Below are 20,850 nucleotides of genomic sequence, written 5' to 3'. Positions count from 1 at the left end.
ACACGGGTTCAGCGTGTCATGGAGCGCGCGATGGCGCGCTCCATGGTTCCCTTAGCGGAACAGGGACAGGATCGACTGTGGAGCCTGGTTGGCAATCGACAGGGACTGCGTTGCCAGCTGCTGCTGGACCTGCAGCGCCTGCAGACGCGCAGAGGTCTCTTCCATATTGGCGTCGACCATCGACCCGATGCCGGATTTCAGCGAGTCGGTCAGCTTGGATACAAAATCCATTTGGGTATCCACCCGGCCTTGCGCCGAACCGAATGTCGCGGCGGCGTCAATGGCCGTGTCGATCAGCGTTTCGACCGTTCCCAGTGCGGTTGCCGCGCCGCCCGACGTGCTCACGTCGATCGAGGCCAGTGCACCAAGACCGCCCGAACCTGCATTGCTGAACTGGCCGCTCACGGACAGGTCGATCGAGCCATTGTTGGTAAAGACGAGTTCGCCGGAGTTGCCCGGATCGTAGTCGACTTCCAATCCGCTTATTCCCAATGCGTCGATCGAGTTCTTCATGCCAACGGCGATCATGTCCACTGTCGTGGTCCCGCCAAGGAGATCGTTTGCCGTTACGGTATAGGACGCAGTTTGCTCACCAATTCGCATGGTGATCTTGTCCCCGGCAGCCCAAGCGGTGGTACCGTCGGCAATGGCGATGTCATCCGAACCACCGCCCTGGTCGAGCGACAGGACAAAGGTATCGGCATCCGTCGAAACCGTAGCGTTACCGACCGTGCCGCCGGCCGCGAACACGTCATTCGCGGCATATGCGCCAGTCGACAGGTCCTGTGCTGTCACGGTGATCGACGAGGCGGTCACATTGCCCGCGTTGTCCCGGTCAAGCGAGGCGAGGATGTCGGCGCTCGCGGTGGAGCCGTCCACCAGGTTCAACCCATTGAACTGGGCCGCGCCGACCACAGAGGCGATCTGATCCTTGAGCGCGGTCACGTCGGTGTTCAGCTTGGCCCGGTCGACGTTGTCTTCCTGGGCGGCGACGATCTTGCCCTTCATCTGGGTCAGCAGATCGGTCACGGTTTCGGCGGCCTGGCGGGCCACTGCAACCGTCGACTGGCCCAGAGACAGGCTCTCCGAGATCGCCTTGAAGCCCTTGACGTCGGATTCCATGACCTTGGAGATCGCCCAGATCGCCGAATTGTCACGCGCGCTGTCCACGCGTTTGCCGGTCGAGATCTGCGACTGCGTGGACGCGAGATTCTTGTTGACCGATTGCAGAGTTTGCAGCGCAACCATTGCACTGTTGTTTGTCAGAATGCTGGACATGGCATTTCCCTTGAAGTGTTCGGCGCTTTGCGCCGGTTGCTAGAGTGCGCCCCGAAGGGCGCTCACGACCCGTCTTTCTGACGAATACCGTCCCGAGCCGGGATCGGTGCCACCCTTTCGGATGCGGGACTACCATGTCGTTCGATGTGCTAACGGAGTGCTAAGCCCGCCAATTCGTTTTCCGGGCATTTGAAACAAATCCGTTTCTAGGCCCTTTTCTCGATCTTGCTGCGGACTGTCGAAACAGACAGGCGCCGCCCGTTTTCATCGTAGGTATCCAGCGACTGCCGGACCCGTCCGAGTTTCTGGATGCGATCCGCGACCGACCTGATACCGGCAAGCGCCGCGTCCAGCAGCGCCTGGTTCCGCAACGTCTTTTCCCGCAGCGCTGCCAGTTCGGATTCCGGCTTGCCGTCCAACTTGGACAACTTGTCGAACAAAAGCTCCTTGCGCTTTACCAGATGCTGCAGTGCTTCAAGGTTTCCTTCGATCAGGGCGGTGCGCTCTTCTTCCAGAAGCGCATCCAGGGTCTCAAAGATCTTCCGTGTTGCCGACATGCTCATCTGCCCTCTCCACCAGTGCCTGATAAAACGATTCGGTGAGGCCGATGCCCCCGGCTTGAACCATTGCGCGCGCGTGTTCCCTGCGCAGGAAAGAGGCGAACTGGTCTTCACCAGCGCCGCCGCCAAAGCTTTCCCGTGGTTTGCCAAACCCGGCAGATTTCAACATTTCTGCAAGGAAAGAGACCTCCAGTTCCTGTGCGGCCTGCCGCAATGCACCTTCATTTGTACCGGTCGGGTGCGGGGGAGGGCTGTGTGAAAAAGCCGTGATCATGATTGACTCCATATTGATCTGAATTTTCCAGATCAGATCGTAAAGCGGTAAAGAATTGGTAAGGAAAGCAAGGGCATGATGCGGTTCCCAGAGGAAGAAATCCCGGAGAGTCCATGCAGACGCCGCCCGTCTTATTACTGCAATCAAGTGTTGGAACCGGGAGAGGAGACTGTGTCCGGATCGAACCGGGTCCCGGTTCCGGTCAATTCATGGCCATCTTTGATGAGATGGCATCGGAAGTGTTGCCTGCCGATTCAGAAGCGGACCTGACCACTGCGGAGACCTCTGAAACTGATGAGGCTGCGTCCGAGCTGCAACCGCACACCCCGGAATCGACACACAAAATAATTGCGGGCGAGTCCGCAGATGACCGTGAAGAGGGTTTCATTGCAGGCGTTCTGTCCAAGCCGGTCAAAGATGTCGCGACGCTCCCTGATGATTTGAGGGAGGGCGGCGCCATAGGCCCGGAGACCTCCGGTCGTACGAAACCCGCGCCATTTGTGGCACAGCAGAACACCTCTGATGGCGTCGAATTATCTCCGCAGGAGACACCTCTCCCCATCCGCGTGGCCGCAACAGATCGGAAAGGTCTGGGGGGGACTCCCCGCCCCGAATCTACAACTTCGGTGGCCGGAGCGGGCATGCCGCCCCGTGTACCTTCGCAACTCGTCGATTTCCGGTCCGCAGAAACTGCGCTGATATCGACGCCCGAGCCGGGTGAGATGGTGCCAGATCCGCAAACGACAAAAGCGCAGCGCCACGATCAGGTGGCGCAGGGCGGCCAAGACATCAAGCGACGGGATGCTGGCACGCGCCCTGAGGAGTACGCCGCTCCGACAGAAGGGAACAAGGATATCGAAGTTCGCGCAGAGCCACACATGCCGAGTGGAGCCGCCAAGAGCCGGGGCGATGTTCCGGCAGGGTCGCAAACCGTCGCCGCGCCGCAGCTTTTGACCTCGACCATGTCGGCGCTTGGCGATAGCGGGGCGTCGACAAAAATGACCCGTTTTGAGACCATATCGCCCTCTGCCACGGCCCATACTGTGATTTCTGCGACCATTCCAAGCGAACAAGCAGCAGCGCCAGGCGTTGTCACACGCACTGAATTGCCCCCCTTGCGCCAAGCCCTTGTCCGATCGACAGGGCCGTCTGAGGCGCATTCGCTTGCGATTGCTTTCGGATCAGAAGAGGCACCGCCCCCTCTCGCACAGTCTGTGTCGGCACTCGCGCCTGAGACCGTGGCCCAGTCCCAGTTTCGCGCCTCGGGCGTGGCTCTGCCAACGCCGCAGGTGATCGTGCGCCAGGTACTAGAGGCGCTCGGTTCGTCCGGGCGGGACTTGATAGAAATCACGCTCGATCCGCCCGAGCTTGGTCGGATCAGGATGGCGATGGCGGAAACCGCCGGGTCGATTTCTGTGACCATTCAAGCCGACGCATCCGCCACATCCGATTTGCTGCGGCGTCATCAGGACATGCTGCGGCAGGATTTGTTGGCGCAGGGGTACAAGGATGTTTCCTTCACCTTTGAACAGAATGCATTCGGCGGGCAGGGACAGGATTCTCCAGAAATAAACGACGCCCCGACCGGCGAGGCTCCCGAGATGCGGACCGTTTCGGAAACCCGTCTCACCCTCTCATCAGCGGGCGTCGACATTCGCCTTTAGGAGGTTTTCATGACCATTTCACCCGTCGCCACGTCTCAGCCGTCCGGTGCGCCGACCGCGGCCCAATCGGCACAGACCCAATCGGCCCAAGGCGCATCGGCGCTCAGTTCGGATTTCGAAACCTTCCTGCACATGTTGTCGGTCCAGATGCGCAACCAGGACCCGCTCAACCCCACGGATTCGAGCGAATATGCCGTGCAGCTGGCGACTTTCTCATCGGTTGAGCAGCAGGTGTTCACCAACGATCTCCTCACGCTCATGTCCTCGCAAATGGGTGCTATGGGCATGAGCAGCCTGGCCAGTTGGATCGGGATGGAAGCGCGCATTACTGGCCCGGCCAGTTTCACCGGAAACCCTGTCGAGGTGGTACCCTACGTTGAATCCCTGGCGGATGAAGCACACCTGATTGTACGTGATGCCGACGGGGCCGAGGTTCAGAGATACGCGATCGACACGACCGGCGATCCCCTGCATTGGAAGGGTGTTGATGACACTGGCAAGCCGTTCGATCCCGGCCTCTACCGGTTCGAGGTCGAAAGCCGATCAAATGGCAAGGTCCTGCAAACCCATCCGGCCGATGTCTATACCCGCATTTCCGAGGCGCGTGGTGGCCTCTACGGCACGACTCTGATCGCTTCGGGCGGGGTCGAGTTCCTGTCTTCGGACGTGATCTCCCTGCGCGAACCGCGCTGACGCTTGCCTCGCGGTTTGGACTGGACTAGCGTGCGCGGCGCTTTTACTCGGGAGCGTCATGACCGCCAGTTTTCCCCAATCGCCGCCGTCCGACCTGTGCCGCGCATTGCCCACGCTCCTGTCGGGCGAAACCCCTGTTCGGTGGGAAAAGCTGTCGGGCGGGCGTACGAACGCGGCGTGGCGCGGCCACCTGCAGGATCGCGACATCGTGCTCAAACTATACCGGGACCGATCGCAAAACCCGCTGTTTCCCAACCTCCCCGAAGCCGAGGCCAACCTTCTGGAATATCTCCGGGGGACCGGACTGGCGCCCGCGTTGCTCGGAACGCTGAACACGCCGGACGCGCGGTGCAATGTGTATTCCCATATCCCCGGAACCGTCTGGCGGCAGGGAACAGGTGATGTGGCCCGGATGATGCGGCGCCTGCACGGTTTGGCTGTTCCGGCTGGGTTGCGCGCCTGTGCGAACGGCAGCCGCGCGCTTCTGCAACAGGCCGAGGCGATTCTCGACGCCTGTAACCACACCCCTTTGCCCGCGTCCCTGCGGCCCGCCTGCGACATTGCTCCAATCGGGGACACCGTGCTTCTGCATGGGGATATCGTTCCTGGAAACCTGATTTCCAACGACAACGGGTTGCACCTGATCGACTGGCAATGCCCGGCTATCGGCGACCCGTGCGAGGATATCGCGATCTTCCTGTCACCGGCCATGCAGCAGGTCTATCGCGGGGGGCCGCTCACCGGGCAGGAAATCGACACATTCCTGGCGGCCTATGGCGCGCCGGAAATCACTGCCCGCTATCGCGCCCTTGCCCCGGTTTATCATTGGCGCATGGCGGCCTATTGCCAGTGGAAGATGGAACACGGATCCCCCGAATATGCCAGGGGGCTCGAACTCGAACGTGCCGCATTATACGACGCGACATGAAAAAGCCCCGCGCAACGCCATTGCGCGGGGCTTCTCCGGGATACGTCAGATCAGGTGCCCGATTTGACCTTGGTCCACATCCGGGTCACGACCCGTTGGGTCTTCGGCGGATAAGGCGTGGTGGTGTAGAGGTTGTTCAAAGTGGCCTCATCCGGATAGATCGCCGGGTCGCCGATCACATCTTCTTCCAGCATCGGCTGCGATGCCTTGTTGCCGTTGGCATAGTAGACATAGTTCGAAGCCGCCGCCATGTTGCCGGCATCCATGATGAAATTCAGGAACTTGTGCGCCGCGTCCGGGTTCGGTGCGTCGACCGGAATGGCCATCTGGTCAAACCACATCAGGGCGCCTTCGCTGGGTGCGTTATAGGCGATCTCGACGCCGTTTTCTGCTTCCCATGCGCGGTCACGCGCCTGCAGGATGTCACCCGACCAGCCCATGGCCACGCAGATATCGCCATTGGCCAGCGCGTTGATGTATTCCGAGCTGTGGAATTTCTGGATATAGGGGCGCACGGCTTCCAGCACCGGTTCCGCCTTGGCGATCACGTCCTTGTCGTGGCTGTTGGGGTCTTCGCCCAGATAGGCCAGCGCCGCCGGGATCATCTCGTCCGGGGCATCCAGGAAATGCACGCCGCACGAAGCCAGTTTTTCCATGTTGGCCGGGTCGAACACCAAGGCCAGCGAGCCGATCGGGGCGTCTTCGCCCAGCACTTCCTGAACCTTGCCGACATTCACGCCAAGTCCGGTGGTGCCCCACATGTAGTTGATCGAGTATTCATTGTTGGGGTCGTACTTGGCCGTGCGGTCCAAGATGACGTCCCACATGTTCCCCATGTTGCTCAGCTTCGACTTGTCCAGTTTCTGGAATGCGCCCGCCTGGATCTGGCGTTGTAGGAAGGTGCCCGAGGGAACCACAACATCATAGCCCGACTTGCCCGCCAGCATTTTCGTCTCGAGAACGTCGTTGCTGTCGAACACGTCATAGATCAGCTTGATGCCGGTTTCTTCTTCGAACTTGGTCAGCAGTTCTTCGTCGATATAGTCCGACCAGTTGTAGACGTGAACTTCTTCCGCATGCGCGGCCATGGCCCCCAGCGCCACGGTGGCCGTGAGTGTGATCAGGGTCTTCTTCATTTGGGTCTCCCGTTGGTGGGTCGGCCTGAAACCGACCATTCTGTTGTGGGATTAATTTGATCAAGTTTTTGCAATATGGCAATATGGTAATGCAAACTGACACCCGATATGATGTGCGGGCGATCAGATCAGGAGGTACGGACGCACAAATGGAAGGCAGTTTTTCTTCGGGGCCAAAAACCTCCTATGGCGATGAAAACGCACAGCGTATTCCGGTTCACCAGCAAGTCTACCAGCAACTGCGCGAGGCCGTTCTGTTCGGAGAGCTGGCGCCGGGCGAAGCGGTGACAATTCAGGGCCTGATCGAACGGACAGGCGCGGGAATGACGCCGATCCGCGAGGCGATTCGCCGTTTGACAAGTGAAGGCGCGCTCGAATTTCGCGGCAACCGGCGGGTCTGTGTCCCGATGCCGACCGTTGAAGGCATTGATGAACTTATCTTTTTGCGCGAGATGCTCGAACCCCAGCTGGCGGCGCGTGCCGCTGCTCGCGCGAGCGAGGCCGATATCAACGCGCTCGAAGCCATTGATGACGGGCTGGATGATGCCATTGCCCAGGGCGATGTCGGTGCCTACCTGCGACGCAATTATGCCTTTCATGACAAGCTCTACTCCATCGCGGCGGCACCGATCCTGACAGAAGTGGCGGTTGGTCTGTGGTTGCGGTTTGGCCCCTCCATGCGCGTGGTGTGTGGGCGGATGGGCACCCAGAATCTGCCGGACAATCACAAGAAGGCGCTGGATGCGCTGCGGGCCGGCGATACCGATGCGACGGCGGACGCCATTCGCGAGGACGTGCTTCAGGGGATGGAGCAAATGCGCGCCGCTTTGGAAAGTTCGGGTCTGGATGGCGAACTGATTGACAGATAAAAATTTGATCATATTCTGAGTCGCAACGGTCTGCCCCTGTTCGGGCGGCCCTGATTCCGGCTTTATGAGGTTCGCCATGAACATGATCACCAACCATCTGCCCACCGCAGAACTCCAGGCGCTGGATGCCGCGCATCACATGCATCCCTTTTCCAACCAGAAGGAACTGGCTGATCGCGGGGCCCGTGTCATCACGCGCGCCAGCGGCGTGACCCTGACCGACAGCGAGGGCAACGAGATCCTCGATGCCATGGCGGGCCTGTGGTGCGTGAATATCGGCTACGGGCGCGACGAACTCGCCGACGTGGCCGCGCGCCAGATGCGCGAGCTGCCCTATTACAACACCTTCTTCATGACCACCCATGCACCGGTGATCGCGCTGTCGGCCAAGCTGGCGGAACTGGCACCGGGCGATCTGAACCACGTGTTTTATGCCGGGTCGGGGTCCGAGGCGAACGACACCAATATCCGCATGGTGCGCCACTACTGGTCGGCCAAGGGCAAGCCGGAAAAGAAGATCATCATCTCGCGCCAGAACGCCTATCACGGCTCGACCCTTGGCGGAGCGAGCCTCGGTGGCATGATTCCCATGCATCAGCAGGGCGGCCTGCCGATTCCGGATGTTCATCACATCCCCCAGCCCAACTGGTGGGCTGAAGGCGGCGACATGTCCCCCGAGGAATTCGGGCTCGCCCGCGCGCAAGAGCTTGAAAAAGCCATCGAGGAGCTGGGCGAAGACCGTGTAGCGGCCTTTATCGCCGAGCCGATCCAGGGGGCAGGCGGCGTGATCGTCCCGCCCGAGACCTACTTCCCGGAAATCCAACGTATTTGTGACAAGTACGACATCCTGCTGATCGCGGACGAGGTGATCTGTGGCTTCGGGCGCACGGGCAACTGGTTCGGTTCGCAGACCGTCGGGTGGAAGCCGCACATCATGACCATCGCCAAGGGGCTCAGCTCGGGCTATGCGCCGATTGGGGGGTCGATCGTATGCGACGAAGTGGCCGAGGTCGTGGGCGCGACCGAGTTCAACCATGGCTACACCTACTCGGGCCATCCCGTTGCGGCGGCTGTCGCGCTTGAAAACCTGCGTATCCTGGAAGAGGAAAACATCATCGGCCATGTCCGCGACGTCGCCGCGCCGTACCTCAAGAAGAAATGGGAATCGCTGACCGATCATCCGCTTGTGGGCGAAGCCAAGATCGTGGGCATGATGGGGTCGATTGCCCTCACCCCGAACAAGGAGGCGCGTGCGCCCTTTGCCGCTGATGCGGGCACTGTGGGCCTGATCTGTCGCGAGAACTGTTTTGCCAACAACCTGGTGATGCGCCACGTCGGGGACCGCATGATCATTTCGCCGCCGCTGGTCATGCAGCCGGACGAGATCGACACGCTGATCGAACGCGCCACACGCGCGCTGGATCAGACTTACGAGCGCATCAAATCCGAGGGACTCTACAAGTAAGACTGGCTTTCCAGCGTCAGAAACACCTTTGCGGCCCGCTGGAATGCCCGGCGGGTCTGCTCATTTTCAGGGCGAATTTTCAGCAGTTATTGCCCCAAAACCCTTGCCTCGACGCCAACCTGCCAATTCCGGGCGGTGTCCTCAGAGCTTTCAGAAATTCAATGGTTTCAATGGATTATGGTGAGTGCTTTGAGAGGGATGCCCATTGGCGTCGAGCGTTCAGCGACGCTTCGGGCAAAAAAGTGTCGTTTCTGACGCCTTGTGTCGTTTCCGTAGGGTTAACATCTCTTTTTAACCGATTGGTTGCACACCAACACCCGAGTGTGGTTACATTTGGGTAATAGCGCGGGGTAAATCCGCCAGTTAAAAACGGGGAGCCGGTTTTGGCCGATGCTGACACATCCAACGCGTTCGTAGAGTTCGAACGTGTCCAGAAGAGCTATGATGGCGAGACTCTCGTTGTCAAAGACCTCAATCTCACCATGCCGAAAGGCGAGTTTCTGACCATGCTTGGCCCGTCCGGGTCTGGCAAGACGACCTGCCTGATGATGTTGGCCGGGTTTGAAACAGCCACACATGGCGACATTCGCCTTGGCGGGACGTCGATCAACAATATTCCGCCGCACAAACGCGGGATCGGAATGGTGTTCCAGAACTACGCCCTGTTTCCGCACATGACGATTGCCGAGAACCTCAGCTTCCCGCTCGAAGTGCGCAAGCTGGGCAAGTCGGAACGCGAGGCAAAGGTGAAGCGCGCGCTCGACATGGTCGAAATGGGTGCCTTTGGTGGCCGTCGTCCGGCCCAGCTTTCCGGCGGTCAACAGCAGCGGGTCGCCCTGGCCCGCGCATTGGTGTTTGAACCCGAACTGGTTCTTATGGACGAACCGCTCGGCGCGCTCGACAAACAGCTGCGCGAAAAAATGCAGTTCGAGATCACCAATCTGGCGCATGAACTGGGCATCACAACCGTCTACGTGACCCACGATCAGACCGAGGCGCTCACGATGTCGGACCGCGTCGCCGTGTTCGACGATGGCCGCATTCAGCAGCTCGATCCGCCCGACACACTCTATGAAGAGCCGAAAAACAGCTTCGTCGCGCAGTTCATCGGCGAAAACAACACGCTGGAAGGCGTGGTGAAAGAGATCAACAATGGTCTGGCGCTGGTTCAGCTCGACGATGGCGAATTGATCGATTGCCAGCCGGTACACGAGTCGGTGAAACCCGGCGCGCGCACCCGTGTGTCGATCCGCCCCGAGCGGGTTGAATACAACAAGGACCGCTTGAAAGAAGGCGTCCACACGCTGAAGGCGGAAGTGAAAGAGTTCATCTACATGGGCGACATCTTCCGCACACGGCTCAACGTGGCTGGCAATGATGAGTTCATCATCAAGACCCGGAACGCGCCGGACGTGGATCGCCTGCAACCCGGACAGCAGATCGAAATCGGTTGGCTGCCCGAAGACTGTCGCGCGCTCGACGCCTGAACACCGTCGGCGCGCCGGTCCGCGCCATCGCGCGGATCAAATTAATAAGTTCAACAAGGAGAGTACCCAAATGAAAGCCAAACTCACAGCATTTGCCGTGACGACAGCTTTGGTGGCCCCGGCCGCCATAGCCGAAGAGATGACCATCGTGTCTTGGGGTGGCGCCTACTCCAAGTCACAGCAGCTGGCCTATCACGAGCCCTACACTGCCAAAACCGGCATCACCATCATCAACGATGACAGCTCGGCCGAAGCCGTGGCCAAGATCCGCGCGATGAATGAAGCCGGCAACGTGACCTGGGATGTGGTCGACGTGGTGGCATCGGACGCGATGCGTCTGTGCGACGAAGGTCTGGCCGAAGAGCTTGACCATGATGCCGTTCTGGCCGCAGCGCCTGACGGCACCCCGGCCTCGGAAGACTTCGGTGACCTGATCGTCAGCGACTGCTTCGTGCCGCAGATCGTCTACTCGACCACCTTCGGCTACCGCACCGACATGGTGGGTGACACGCCGCCGACCAGCGTTTGCGACATCTTTGACCTCGAGAAATATCCGGGCAAGCGTTCGCTGCAGAAGCGTCCGATCGACAACATGGAGTGGGCTCTGTACTGCGACGGCGTTGCCAAGGAAGACATCTATGATGTTCTGGGCACCCCCGAGGGCGTAGAGCGCGGCCTGGCCAAGCTCGACACCATCAAGGACAGCGTTGTCTGGTGGACTGCCGGCGCAGAAACCCCGCAGCTTCTGGCAGACGGCGAAGTCGTCATGGGCTCGACCTTCAACGGTCGTCTGTTCTCGGCCATTGCCGAACAGAACCAGCCGATCGGTATGCTCTGGGACATGCAGTCCTTTGACCTTGATGGCTGGATCATCCCCGCCGGTCTGAGCGAAGAGCGCAAGCAGCGCGCGCTGGACTATCTCTACTTCGCAACCGACACGCAGCGTCTCGCAGACCAGGCCAAGTACATCTCGTACGGTCCGGCCCGCAAATCGTCGGCTCCCCTGGTGGGCAAGCACGCCTCTCTCGGTATCGACATGGCGCCGCACATGCCGACCGACCCGGCCAACGCTGGCAACGTGCACATCTATGACTACGAATGGTGGGCCGACAACCGCGATGATCTGGACGCAAAATTCCAGGCATGGCTGGCCAAGTAATTCCATAAACGACACCCAGAGAGGCGGCCTCCGCCTCTCTGACTTCCCGCAATAATGCCATCCAAAATGGCACAACGGGACCACTGCAACGGGGACTGCAATGAGCGACACAACCCAATCCGGCCCGGTTTTGGCCGCCGATGGCACGCCGCTGAAACGAAGCTTGCACCGTGCTTTGCGGATACAGAAGCTTCGCGCATTGATGCTGATTGCGCCTTTGTTGGCCTTCGTGCTGCTGACATTCATTGTCCCGATCGGTCAGATGCTGTTCCGTTCGGTTGAAAATGACATCGTCGCCAACACATTGCCCAAAACCGTCATCGCCCTTCAGGATTGGGATGCGGCTTCGGGACAAGCACCTGACGAGGCTGTTTTTGCCGCCTTGGCAGCCGATTTGTACGTCGCCTCGAACGAAAAGACCCACACGCGGGTTGGCAGCCGTTTGAACTATGAAACGCCAGGGATCAGTTCCCTGTTCCGCAAGGCGGGCCGCAAGGCCAAGAAGTGGGACGTCGAGAATGACGGTCCGTTCAAGGAACAGTTCATCAAGATCGACGACGGTTGGGCCGATCCCGACGTGTGGCGTACGATTCAGACCTACAGCCCGAAATATACAAACGGCTACTTCCTGAACGCCGCCGACATGCAGAAAGGCGCCGACGGGGCCGAAATCCGCCCTGAATCCGAGCGCATCTACATCACTCTTTTCAAACGCACATTGATCATGTCGCTGATCATCACGGGGGCCTGTATCGTGCTGGCCTATCCCGTGGCATGGATCCTGGCCAACCTGCCGTCGGCCAAGGCGAACCTTTTGATGATTCTCGTGCTCCTGCCGTTCTGGACCTCGCTTCTGGTGCGGACCTCTGCCTGGAAGGTCATGTTGCAACAGCAGGGCGTGATCAACGATACGCTCGTCTGGCTGGGCCTTGTGGCCGATGATGCGCGGCTTGTGATGATCAACAACCAGCTGGGTACGATCATCGCCATGACGCATATCCTGCTGCCCTTCATGATCCTGCCGATGTATTCGGTGATGCAGACGATCAACCCGTCCTATCTGCGCGCTGCGAAATCCATGGGCGCGACCAACTGGACCGCCTTCTGGCGGGTCTATTTCCCGCTTTCGGTGCCGGGCATTGGCGCGGGCTCGATCCTCGTCTTCATTCTCGCCATCGGCTACTACATCACGCCGGAACTGGTCGGCGGCACCAAGGGTGTCTTCATCTCGAACCGGATTGCCTTCCACATCTCGACATCGCTCAACTGGGGCCTCGCGGCCGCGCTGGGGACGATCCTGCTGGCGGTCGTGCTGATCCTCTACTGGGCCTATGACAAGATCGTGGGCATCGACAACGTGAAACTGGGGTAAGGAACAATGGCTGCACTCACACCCATCTCCCGCAAGCCCCTCTCGCTCGTCATTCCCTGCATCGCAGGGGCGGGCGGCCTGTTGGGCCTGTTCGTCGGCACCGCCAATGGCTCGGGTTTGCTCGGCATCGTCATCGGCGCGGCACTGGTCTCGCTCATGGGGTTGTTCTTCATCTTCGTGTTGAAAAACGAAACCACGGCCAAGTGGATATCCATCCTCTTCGTGGCCGGGCTCGGCTTCCTGTTTGGCGGCGTTCCGGGGGTCATCCTCGGCGCGATCTTTGGCTGGCTGTTTCACTGGTTCATCTACTGGACCTACGAAGGCCGCTACCGCGCGCGCCTGCTGCCCTATCTCACACCGGGACAGGTGCTCTGGCACTACACGTTCCTGTTCATCTGTGGTGCGATCTTCGTCTTTCTGATCACGCCCATCCTTGTCGTGATGCCGCTGTCCTTCAATGCGCAGGACTTTTTCACCTTCACGCCGGAAATGCTGCGCCTTGACCCCGAGGGCTATTCGCTCAAGCATTACCGCGACTTCTTCACCAACAACGAATGGCAGCGCAGTTTCAAGAACTCGCTGATCATCGCGCCCATCGCGACCATTATCTCGGTGAGCCTTGGCACACTGGCCGCCATCGGCCTGAGCCAGAGCCACGTACCGGGGCGCCGCGCGATCATGGCGATCCTGATCTCGCCGATGATCGTGCCGCTGATCATCTCGGCCACCGGCATGTTTTTCTTCTACAGCCAAATCGGCAACTGGCTCGAAGGCACGCTCGGCTTTAACAAGACGTTCGTTGGCTATGTCAAAGTTGTTCTGGCCCACGCCGTTCTGGGGATTCCCTTCGTGATCATCACCGTGACGGCCACGCTCGTGGGCTTTGACCGCTCACTGACCCGCGCTGCGGCCAACATGGGGGCCAACCCGGTCACGACCTTCTTCCGGGTTCAGATGCCACTAATCCTGCCCGGTGTGATCTCGGGCGGCCTCTTTGCCTTCATCACCTCGTTTGACGAAGTGGTTGTCGTGCTCTTTGTCGGCTCGGCCAGCCAGAAGACCCTGCCCTGGCAGATGTTCACCGGCCTGCGCGAGCAGATCAGCCCGACCATCCTCGCTGTTGCGACGATCCTTGTGGTGATCTCGATTGGCCTGCTGACGGTCGTGGAAATGCTGCGCCGTCGCTCTGAACGTCTGCGTGGCATGTCGCCGAGCTGACGTCAGGGATAACCGAATGAAAAAAGGGGCGCCCCGAAACGGGCGCCCCTTTTGTTTTACGAGATACCGTTGGCACGCTGAACTTCGCGGATATACGAGATGATCGCTGCGACATCCCCCCGCGTCAGTCCCTCGACCGGCGCCATGTCCCCGAACGACCAGTGATGGGACCGCACGCCAAGCTGAACGGCGCGCTGGAACGCCTCGTCGCCGTGGTGCGACGGCTCATAAATCTTGTGAATGAGCGGCGGCCCCGCGCCATCCACCCCCACGGCATTAACCCCGTGACAGTCGCTGCACTTGGCGGTGAAGATCTGTTCACCGATCTTTCCCATGTCGCTCAGGCTTGCGGGTAGTGTCACCCGCGCAAGCGCGTCGCTTGACCCCGCGGCGGCTGGCGCCTCGGTCTCGCGATCGCTCATAACCGCAAGCGAAATGGCCCCGGCAACGCCGACAACTCCGGCAATGGCCAATATCTTCCAGTTCATGTGATCCCCATGTTTTCTTTCCAACTCCGCCCTACAGGCTTCCAGTGGGGTAGGGTCAACGGCCATTCCAGTCACGAACTGGTGAGGACAATGGTGTGCACTCTTTGCAGAATACCATTGCTCATGGCATGCTGAATCCAGAGCAGGAGAGACCTTCATGAAACGACGTACATTCCTCACCGCCGCAACCGCCGCACTGGCCACGCCGCAGATTCTGCGTGCGTCTGCCGGAGTGCCCTTCGAGCTGATGGAACACCTGCGCCCCCGCGAAGTGCGCGTGCAAAAAAAGTACGGGTTCGAACCGGGCCAGCTCGTGGTGACGCTCCAGGCGCATTACCTCTACCACATGCATGATGAGCGCACCGCGACACGCTATGGCGTGGCAACGGGTAAAGAGGGTCTGAATTTCCGTGGCAATGCCGTGATCGGCCGCAAGGTCGAATGGCCAAGCTGGCGCCCGACGCAAGAGATGATCGAACGTAATCCCGGCTATGCGCGCTACGCCAACGGCATGCCCGGCGGCCCCAACAACCCCCTCGGTTCGCGCGCGCTCTACCTCTATCAGGACGGTCGCGATACCTTGTTCCGCATCCACGGCACCAATACGCCCCAGTCGATTGGCACGCCGTCTTCAAACGGTTGCATCCGTATGCTGAATGAGCACGTGGAGCACCTGTACACGCGCATCCCGCTTGGGACCAAAGTCACGGTGATGTAACGCCTCGCTCGGCCCCTAGCGCAGCTTCTTGAGGATATGCAGCGAGGCATAGCCATCCGGCTTCATGCCATTCGCTTTCTGAAACTGCCGCACCGCCTCGATGGTCAGCGGTCCGATCTTGCCGTCGATCTTCTTCGTGTCAAAGCCTTGGCCAGTCAGCCGCTCCTGCAGCTCGATCCGCTCGTCATAGGTCAGCGCCCGATCCTCGCGCGGCCATTCGCCCCGGATCTTCGCACCCCCAAGGATGCGATCCCCAAGATGCCCGACACCAATTACATAGGCATCGGCGGTATTATAGCTTTCCAGCACTTCGAAATTGTCAAAGATCAGAAATGCTGCACCATCGGCCCCCGCAGGCAGCAACACCGACGCCTTGCCGTGATTGGGCACCGCACGACCATCCATGTCCAGAACCCCGAGCCGCGCCCATTCGCTCGGCATCTTCATGTTGTCGCGGTTGGCCTCGGCGTAATCGAACCCCTTGGGCAATTGCACCTCGACCCCCCAGGGCTGCCCCTTGGTCCAGCCATTCGCCTTGAGATAGGCCGCCGTTGACGCCAGCGCGTCGCGTGGATCATCGCTCCAGATGTCACGTTTGCCGTCGCCGGTGAAATCGACCGCATGCTGCAGGAACGAGGTCGGCATGAACTGGGTATGCCCCATCGCCCCGGCCCAGCTGCCTTTCATCTGTGCCGCCGTCACGTCCCCGCTCTGAAGAATTCTGAGCGCCGCTGCAAGCTGTTCTTCAAAGAACGCGCCGCGCCGTCCGTCATGGGCCAGCGTCGCCATGGCCTCAATGATCGGGATCGACCCGCGAAACGTGCCATAGGCGCTTTCCAGCCCCCAGATCGCCACCACGATCTGCTTGTCCACGCCGTACTTGGCCTCGATCTCCTCCAGCACGCCCCGCTGCGCAGCAAGCGCGGCCTGCCCGTTCTTGACCCGCAAGTCCGACGTGGCGCTGTCAAGATACTCCCACACCGTCTTGGTGAATTCCGACTGGTTGCGATCCTTCTGGATCACGCTTGTGTTGTAACGCAAATCGGCCATGGCCCGGTCGAATACGTCCGCGCGTATCCCGGCGGCCAATGCGCGGTCCCGGTAGCCCTCGATCCACCGGTGAAACGCCGCGTTTCCGCTTTCGCTCACCTGCAAAGCCACCGGCCTGATCGTCGGGCGCAGCGATTTGCCCGGCGCATTTGCCTCTGCAACGCCCACGCCCACTATCACCCCAAGGGTGGCCGCCATCAAAGCTGAACCAGGATACCGCATATGTGCCTCATGCTCTTTTGTACCAGAGACTAGCGCGATTGCGCGCCCCGTCAAAGCGAGTCGACGTGGCACACGCAGGGATTTGCCGATCAACGGCCTACTGTCGCCGTCGCGACACCTTGCGTTTGATCTTGTCCGCCTTGCGCTTGGCCTTGGTCGCTTTGCGCCGGACCGGGCGGCCTTTGCCACGCCCCCCCGAGCCGCGTTTGACCACCTCGCCTTCCAGCGAAATCAGTTCCAGCGCAACACCGCCCGTCACTGGGGCGGCTTCGGCCAATCGCACGGTCACGCGTTGCCCCAGCCCGATCACCAACCCGGTGTCCGCCCCGACCAAGGTGTTGGTATCACGGTCAAAATGGAAATATTCACGCCCCAGTTCGCGCATCGGGACAAGCCCGTCCGCCCCGGTTTCATCCAGCTTCACAAAGACGCCAAACCGGGCAATTCCGCTGATCCGGCCTCCGAATTCCTCCCCGATCCGTTCGGACAGATAGGACGCCAGATAACGATCTGTCGTGTCCCGTTCGGCCAGCATCGACCGCCGTTCCGTTTCGGAAATATGGGTGGCCGTGTTTTCAAGGAGCTCCACACCCTCGGGTGACAAACCATCATCGCCCCATCGATGCGCCGAGATCAGCGCCCGATGCACGATCAGGTCGGCATAACGCCGGATCGGTGAGGTGAAATGGGCATAGGCCTGAAGGGCAAGGCCGAAATGCCCGAAATTCGACGGGCTGTAATAGGCCTGCGTCATCGACCGCAGGGTCGACAGGTTGATCAACTCGGCCTCGTCCGTGCCTGCGGCGGCATCCAGAAGCGCGTTCAGGTGCCGCGTCTGCAACACCTGCCCCTTGGCCAGCGTAAATCCCGAGGCCGCGGCGGTTTCCCGCAGCGCGTCGAGTTTTTCGGGGCTGGGTTCTTCATGCACCCGGAACAACAGCGGCGACTTTGCCGCGATCAGGGTCTCGGCGGCACAGACATTGGCCAGCACCATGAATTCCTCGATCAGCTTGTGCGCATCGAACCGGTCGCGGAAGGCCACGGACTCTACCTCGCCGGCATCGCTCAGCACGATTTTGCGTTCCGGCAGATCGAGGTGCAGTGGCTGACGCGCCGCCCGCGCCTTGGTCAGCGCGTCATAGGCGGCATAAAGCGGGGTGATCACCTCGTCCATCAACGGCGCGCAGATCTCGTTGGGGGCGCCATCGCGGGCTTGCTGCACTTCGGCATAATTCAGCGAGGCCACCGACCGGATCATGGCACGGGTAAAGCGGTGGCCGATTTTGCGGCCCTTGGCATCCACCTGGATGCGCAGCGCCAGCGTGGCGCGCGGCACCCCTTCGTGCAACGAGCACAGGTCGCCCGAAAGGCGATCCGGCAGCATCGGCACCACCCGGTCAGGGAAGTAGCTCGAATTGCCCCGCTTGCGCGCCTCGCGGTCAAGCGCCGTTCCGGGGCGCACGTATTGCGCCACGTCGGCAATCGCGACCCAGATCACATGCCCGCCTTCATTCTTGGGGTCGTCATCCTCATGCGCCCAGCAGGCATCGTCATGATCCCGCGCATCCGCCGGGTCGATGGTAACAAAAGGTAGGTCGCGCAGGTCTTCGCGGTCTCCCAAAGGCGCGGGCTTGGCGGCGTCGGCTTCCTTGATCACGTCATCGGGGAAGGTGTCGGGAATGCCGTGCTGGTGTATCGCGATCAGCGACACCGCCTTGGGCGCGCTCGGGTCGCCCAGCCGCGACACCACCTTCGCGCGCGGCAGGCCCAGCCGCCCCTTGGGGCCGGTCTGTTCGGCCTCGACCAGTTCGCCGTCCTTGGCGCCGCCAACGTGGTCGCTCAGAACCATCCATTCCTTGCCATCGCCTTTGTCGACCGGAACGATGCGCCCGCCTTCGTCGGTCTTGCGGAACACGCCCAGAACCCGGCGCGGGTTGGTGCCGATGCGCCGGATCAGGCGCGCCTCATAGGCATGCTCTTCGCCGGTGATCTCGGTCAGCCGTCCAAGGATGCGGTCGCCTTCGCCCAACGCGGGATCGCTGGCGCGCGGGATCACGAGGATACGCGGTTCTTCGGCCTCGCCATGCCACTCCAGGGGGCGCGCGAACAGGTCGCCGTCGCTATCTGTGCCCGTGATTTGCAGGACAGACACAGGCGGCAGCTTGTCCGGATCGCGATAGGTTTTGTGGCGCTTTTGCAAGTGTCCCTCGGCCTCAAGCTCCTTGAGAATCCGCTTGAGATCAATCCGGGCCGCGCCCTTGATGCCAAAGGCCTTGGCGATGTCGCGTTTCGAGGTGAGGGTCGGGTTCTCGGAAATCCATTCAAGGATTTCCTCTTTTGTGGGTATGCGCATGGAAATGGCCTAGCACGGGTCGCGCGTGGCGTCACGCGGGATTAGGGGGCGCTGCCCCCTCGTTCGAAAATCGAAAGATTTTCGAACTTCACCCCCGGGGTATTTCCGGAAAAAGAAAGAAGCAGGTCGGCGGCCGTGTCGATGTCGCGCAGGGTCGCCACGGTTGCAATGCGGTGATGGGGCAGGGTGGCGATGCTATCGGCCAGTGCATGTTCGCTTGACCAGCGCACGCCCTGAAACAGGGTGGCAGGCGCGCGCGCGTGTTTCAGGCCAACCAGCCAGTAACCGCCGTCCATGGCCGGGCCGAACACGGCATCATGGTCGCCGAGCGCGCGGAACGCCTCTGCGATGTGGTGTTTGCGGATGCAGGGAATATCGGCCCCGATGACCAGCGTCGGCCCCGGCAGCCCATGACATAACTGGCGTTTCATCCGCGCGCCCAGATCGCCCCGGCCTTGTGGTGCACGTCTGAACTCTGCCGGCCAGACGCGCGAGGCCATTCCTTCCCGATCCGGTGCAACTGCGAGGATGATCTCCCAGCGTGGATCATGCAGGCGGTGCAGAAGCGACAGGCTTTGCTGGCGGAACCAATGCGCTGCCGCCCCCATGCCGATATCGCGCCCAAGACGGGTTTTGACGCGGCCTGGGCGCGGTTCCTTGGCCATGACCACGAGCCGTTGACGCCAGCGATATTCAGCCGAAATAGTCACGCAATATCCGCGAATAGATCGCTTTGAGCTGATGGATCTGGTCGACAGGTACGTTCTCGTCGACCTTGTGCATGGTCTTGCCCACCAGCCCGAATTCCACCACCGGGCAGTGATGCTGAACGAACCGCGCATCCGAGGTGCCCCCCGACGTGCTCAGCTCCGGGTCGCGCCCGGTTTCGGCCTTGACGCTGGCCGCCACCAGATCCGAAAGCGGCCCCGGCGGCGTGATGAAGCTTTCACCGGAAATCTTGACCTGCATGTTGATTTCGACCCCGGTGTCAGCGCCAACCGCGTCCACCAAACCTTGCATCCAGTTGGTCAGTGATGCGCCCGAATGGGCATCGTTGAAGCGGATATTGACCGTGGCGCGGCACTCTGCCGGAATCACGTTGGTTGCGGGATTCCCTGTATCCATTGTCACCACCGCCAGCGTCGAAGCATCGAAATGCGCGGTGCCTTCGTCAAGCACATGCGACGCCATCCGGTCCATCAGTCGCGCCATGGCAGGCAGCGGGTTCTTGGCACGATGCGGATAGGCGGAATGGCCCTGCACCCCGGTAAAGGTGAAATAGGCGGTCAGCGATCCGCGCCGCCCGATCTTCATCATGTCGCCCATTTCGTTGGGGCAGGTGGGTTCCCCGACAAGGCAGACCGACATCTTTTCCTGTTCGCGGTCCATGTAGTCGAGAAGTGCCGTGGTGCCGTCGATCGCGTCGCCTTCCTCGTCCCCGGTGATGGTCAGGATCACGGCGCCGTCCGGTGGCGTATCGGTCACGAAATCCACCGCCGCGGCGGCAAAGGCGGCGACACCCGATTTCATGTCCGTGGCCCCGCGTCCAAACATGATCCCGTCCCGGATTTCCGCGCCGAACGGGTCGACTGTCCAAGCCGCCGCGTCGCCCACGGGCACCACGTCGGTATGGCCGTTGAAGCCGAATGTGCGCGGGTGCCCCTTGTCGCCCCAACGCGCGAACAGGTTGGACACGCCACCCCGATCCACGCGCTTGCAGGCAAAGCCGGCATCGCTCAGGACATTTTCGAGCAACACGAGCGCGCCGCCCTCTTCCGGCGTAACAGAGGGGCAGCGGATCAATTGCGCGGTCAACAGGGCGGCGTCGGTATCGGGCATTGCGGGGTCCTTCTTTTGCTGGCGTTCTGGACTTGGGGCAGTTGTCGCACAGCCCGCCATTGCCGGAAAGCCACAAA

The 20,850-nt window shown here is 60.8% G+C and carries 19 protein-coding genes; 10 read left to right on the top strand and 9 right to left on the bottom strand.

The genetic code is table 11. The features are described 5' to 3' along the window. Positions 1-51: 51 nt before the first annotated feature. From BMZ35_RS06750 to BMZ35_RS06740, 3 genes are all read right to left on the bottom strand, one after another. Entirely contained in the window at positions 52-1,278 is a 1,227-nt protein-coding gene (locus BMZ35_RS06750; protein WP_093092055.1) for a flagellin, read from the bottom strand. Between the two features lie 206 nt (positions 1,279-1,484). Then, complete coding sequence (flgN, locus tag BMZ35_RS06745; RefSeq protein WP_093092053.1) at positions 1,485-1,841, bottom strand: flagellar export chaperone FlgN; 357 nt, start codon at positions 1,839-1,841, stop codon at positions 1,485-1,487. Then, positions 1,810-2,259: a rod-binding protein gene (locus tag BMZ35_RS06740; protein WP_423227748.1), complete on the bottom strand. Its 450-nt coding sequence runs from the start codon at positions 2,257-2,259 to the stop codon at positions 1,810-1,812. The genes flgN and BMZ35_RS06740 overlap by 32 nt, the downstream gene beginning before the upstream one ends. 62 nt (positions 2,260-2,321) lie before the next feature. On the opposite strand from BMZ35_RS06740, the gene BMZ35_RS06735 reads away from it, so the two are divergent. The 3 genes from BMZ35_RS06735 to BMZ35_RS06725 are packed head-to-tail and all read left to right on the top strand — an operon-like array spanning position 2,322 to position 5,397. Continuing rightward, positions 2,322-3,776 carry a flagellar hook-length control protein FliK gene (locus BMZ35_RS06735; RefSeq protein ID WP_165610023.1) on the top strand — a complete coding sequence of 485 codons (1,455 nt, stop codon included), beginning with the start codon at positions 2,322-2,324 and terminating at the stop codon, positions 3,774-3,776. 9 nt (positions 3,777-3,785) lie between these two features. Further along, positions 3,786-4,469, top strand: coding sequence for a flagellar hook capping FlgD N-terminal domain-containing protein (locus BMZ35_RS06730; protein WP_093092049.1), 684 nt, complete (start codon positions 3,786-3,788; stop codon positions 4,467-4,469). A 58-nt stretch (positions 4,470-4,527) separates the two neighbouring features. Then, on the top strand, positions 4,528-5,397 hold the full coding sequence (locus BMZ35_RS06725; RefSeq protein ID WP_093092047.1) for an aminoglycoside phosphotransferase family protein: 870 nt from the start codon (positions 4,528-4,530) through the stop codon (positions 5,395-5,397). Positions 5,398-5,447: 50 nt separating this feature from the next. Here BMZ35_RS06725 and BMZ35_RS06720 read toward each other — a convergent pair whose 3' ends face one another. Continuing rightward, a complete protein-coding gene (locus BMZ35_RS06720; RefSeq protein ID WP_093092045.1) occupies positions 5,448-6,533 on the bottom strand; it encodes a polyamine ABC transporter substrate-binding protein in 1,086 nt (361 codons plus the stop codon). A 149-nt stretch (positions 6,534-6,682) separates the two neighbouring features. Between BMZ35_RS06720 and BMZ35_RS06715 the strand changes: the two genes are divergently transcribed. The 6 genes from BMZ35_RS06715 (at position 6,683) to BMZ35_RS06690 (ending at position 14,103) form a co-directional block, all read left to right on the top strand. Next, a complete protein-coding gene (locus BMZ35_RS06715) occupies positions 6,683-7,402 on the top strand; it encodes a GntR family transcriptional regulator (RefSeq protein WP_093092043.1) in 720 nt (239 codons plus the stop codon). 76 nt (positions 7,403-7,478) lie between these two features. Then, complete coding sequence (locus BMZ35_RS06710) at positions 7,479-8,867, top strand: aspartate aminotransferase family protein (protein ID WP_093092041.1); 1,389 nt, start codon at positions 7,479-7,481, stop codon at positions 8,865-8,867. Positions 8,868-9,250: 383 nt separating this feature from the next. Beyond that, positions 9,251-10,354 carry an ABC transporter ATP-binding protein gene (locus BMZ35_RS06705; protein ID WP_093092039.1) on the top strand — a complete coding sequence of 368 codons (1,104 nt, stop codon included), beginning with the start codon at positions 9,251-9,253 and terminating at the stop codon, positions 10,352-10,354. A gap of 70 nt (positions 10,355-10,424) precedes the next feature. Then, positions 10,425-11,513 carry an extracellular solute-binding protein gene (locus BMZ35_RS06700; RefSeq protein ID WP_093092037.1) on the top strand — a complete coding sequence of 363 codons (1,089 nt, stop codon included), beginning with the start codon at positions 10,425-10,427 and terminating at the stop codon, positions 11,511-11,513. A 100-nt stretch (positions 11,514-11,613) separates the two neighbouring features. Beyond that, positions 11,614-12,885, top strand: a complete 1,272-nt coding sequence (locus tag BMZ35_RS06695; RefSeq protein ID WP_093092035.1) for an ABC transporter permease — start codon at positions 11,614-11,616, stop codon at positions 12,883-12,885. A gap of 6 nt (positions 12,886-12,891) precedes the next feature. Next, positions 12,892-14,103, top strand: coding sequence for an ABC transporter permease (locus BMZ35_RS06690; RefSeq protein ID WP_093092033.1), 1,212 nt, complete (start codon positions 12,892-12,894; stop codon positions 14,101-14,103). A gap of 56 nt (positions 14,104-14,159) precedes the next feature. On the opposite strand, the gene BMZ35_RS06685 is transcribed toward BMZ35_RS06690, so the two are convergent. After that, positions 14,160-14,591: a c-type cytochrome gene (locus BMZ35_RS06685; protein WP_093092031.1), complete on the bottom strand. Its 432-nt coding sequence runs from the start codon at positions 14,589-14,591 to the stop codon at positions 14,160-14,162. Positions 14,592-14,748: 157 nt separating this feature from the next. Between BMZ35_RS06685 and BMZ35_RS06680 the strand changes: the two genes are divergently transcribed. Then, a complete protein-coding gene (locus tag BMZ35_RS06680) occupies positions 14,749-15,309 on the top strand; it encodes a L,D-transpeptidase (RefSeq protein ID WP_093092029.1) in 561 nt (186 codons plus the stop codon). A 15-nt stretch (positions 15,310-15,324) separates the two neighbouring features. Here BMZ35_RS06680 and BMZ35_RS06675 read toward each other — a convergent pair whose 3' ends face one another. From BMZ35_RS06675 to dapE, 4 genes are all read right to left on the bottom strand, one after another. Then, positions 15,325-16,557 carry a lytic murein transglycosylase gene (locus tag BMZ35_RS06675; protein WP_093092652.1) on the bottom strand — a complete coding sequence of 411 codons (1,233 nt, stop codon included), beginning with the start codon at positions 16,555-16,557 and terminating at the stop codon, positions 15,325-15,327. A 121-nt stretch (positions 16,558-16,678) separates the two neighbouring features. Next, positions 16,679-18,934 carry a ribonuclease R gene (rnr, locus tag BMZ35_RS06670; RefSeq protein ID WP_093092027.1) on the bottom strand — a complete coding sequence of 752 codons (2,256 nt, stop codon included), beginning with the start codon at positions 18,932-18,934 and terminating at the stop codon, positions 16,679-16,681. 41 nt (positions 18,935-18,975) lie between these two features. After that, entirely contained in the window at positions 18,976-19,599 is a 624-nt protein-coding gene (locus BMZ35_RS06665) for a TIGR04282 family arsenosugar biosynthesis glycosyltransferase (protein ID WP_093092025.1), read from the bottom strand. Between the two features lie 28 nt (positions 19,600-19,627). After that, positions 19,628-20,773: a succinyl-diaminopimelate desuccinylase gene (gene dapE / locus BMZ35_RS06660; protein WP_093092023.1), complete on the bottom strand. Its 1,146-nt coding sequence runs from the start codon at positions 20,771-20,773 to the stop codon at positions 19,628-19,630. Between the last annotated feature and the right edge of the window lie 77 nt (positions 20,774-20,850).

Origin of the sequence: Shimia aestuarii (genome assembly GCF_900114635.1) — a bacterium.
GTDB lineage: Bacteria > Pseudomonadota > Alphaproteobacteria > Rhodobacterales > Rhodobacteraceae > Shimia > Shimia aestuarii.
Note: the sequence above shows the minus strand (reverse complement) of the source record. Positions and strands in the feature narration are given on the sequence as shown.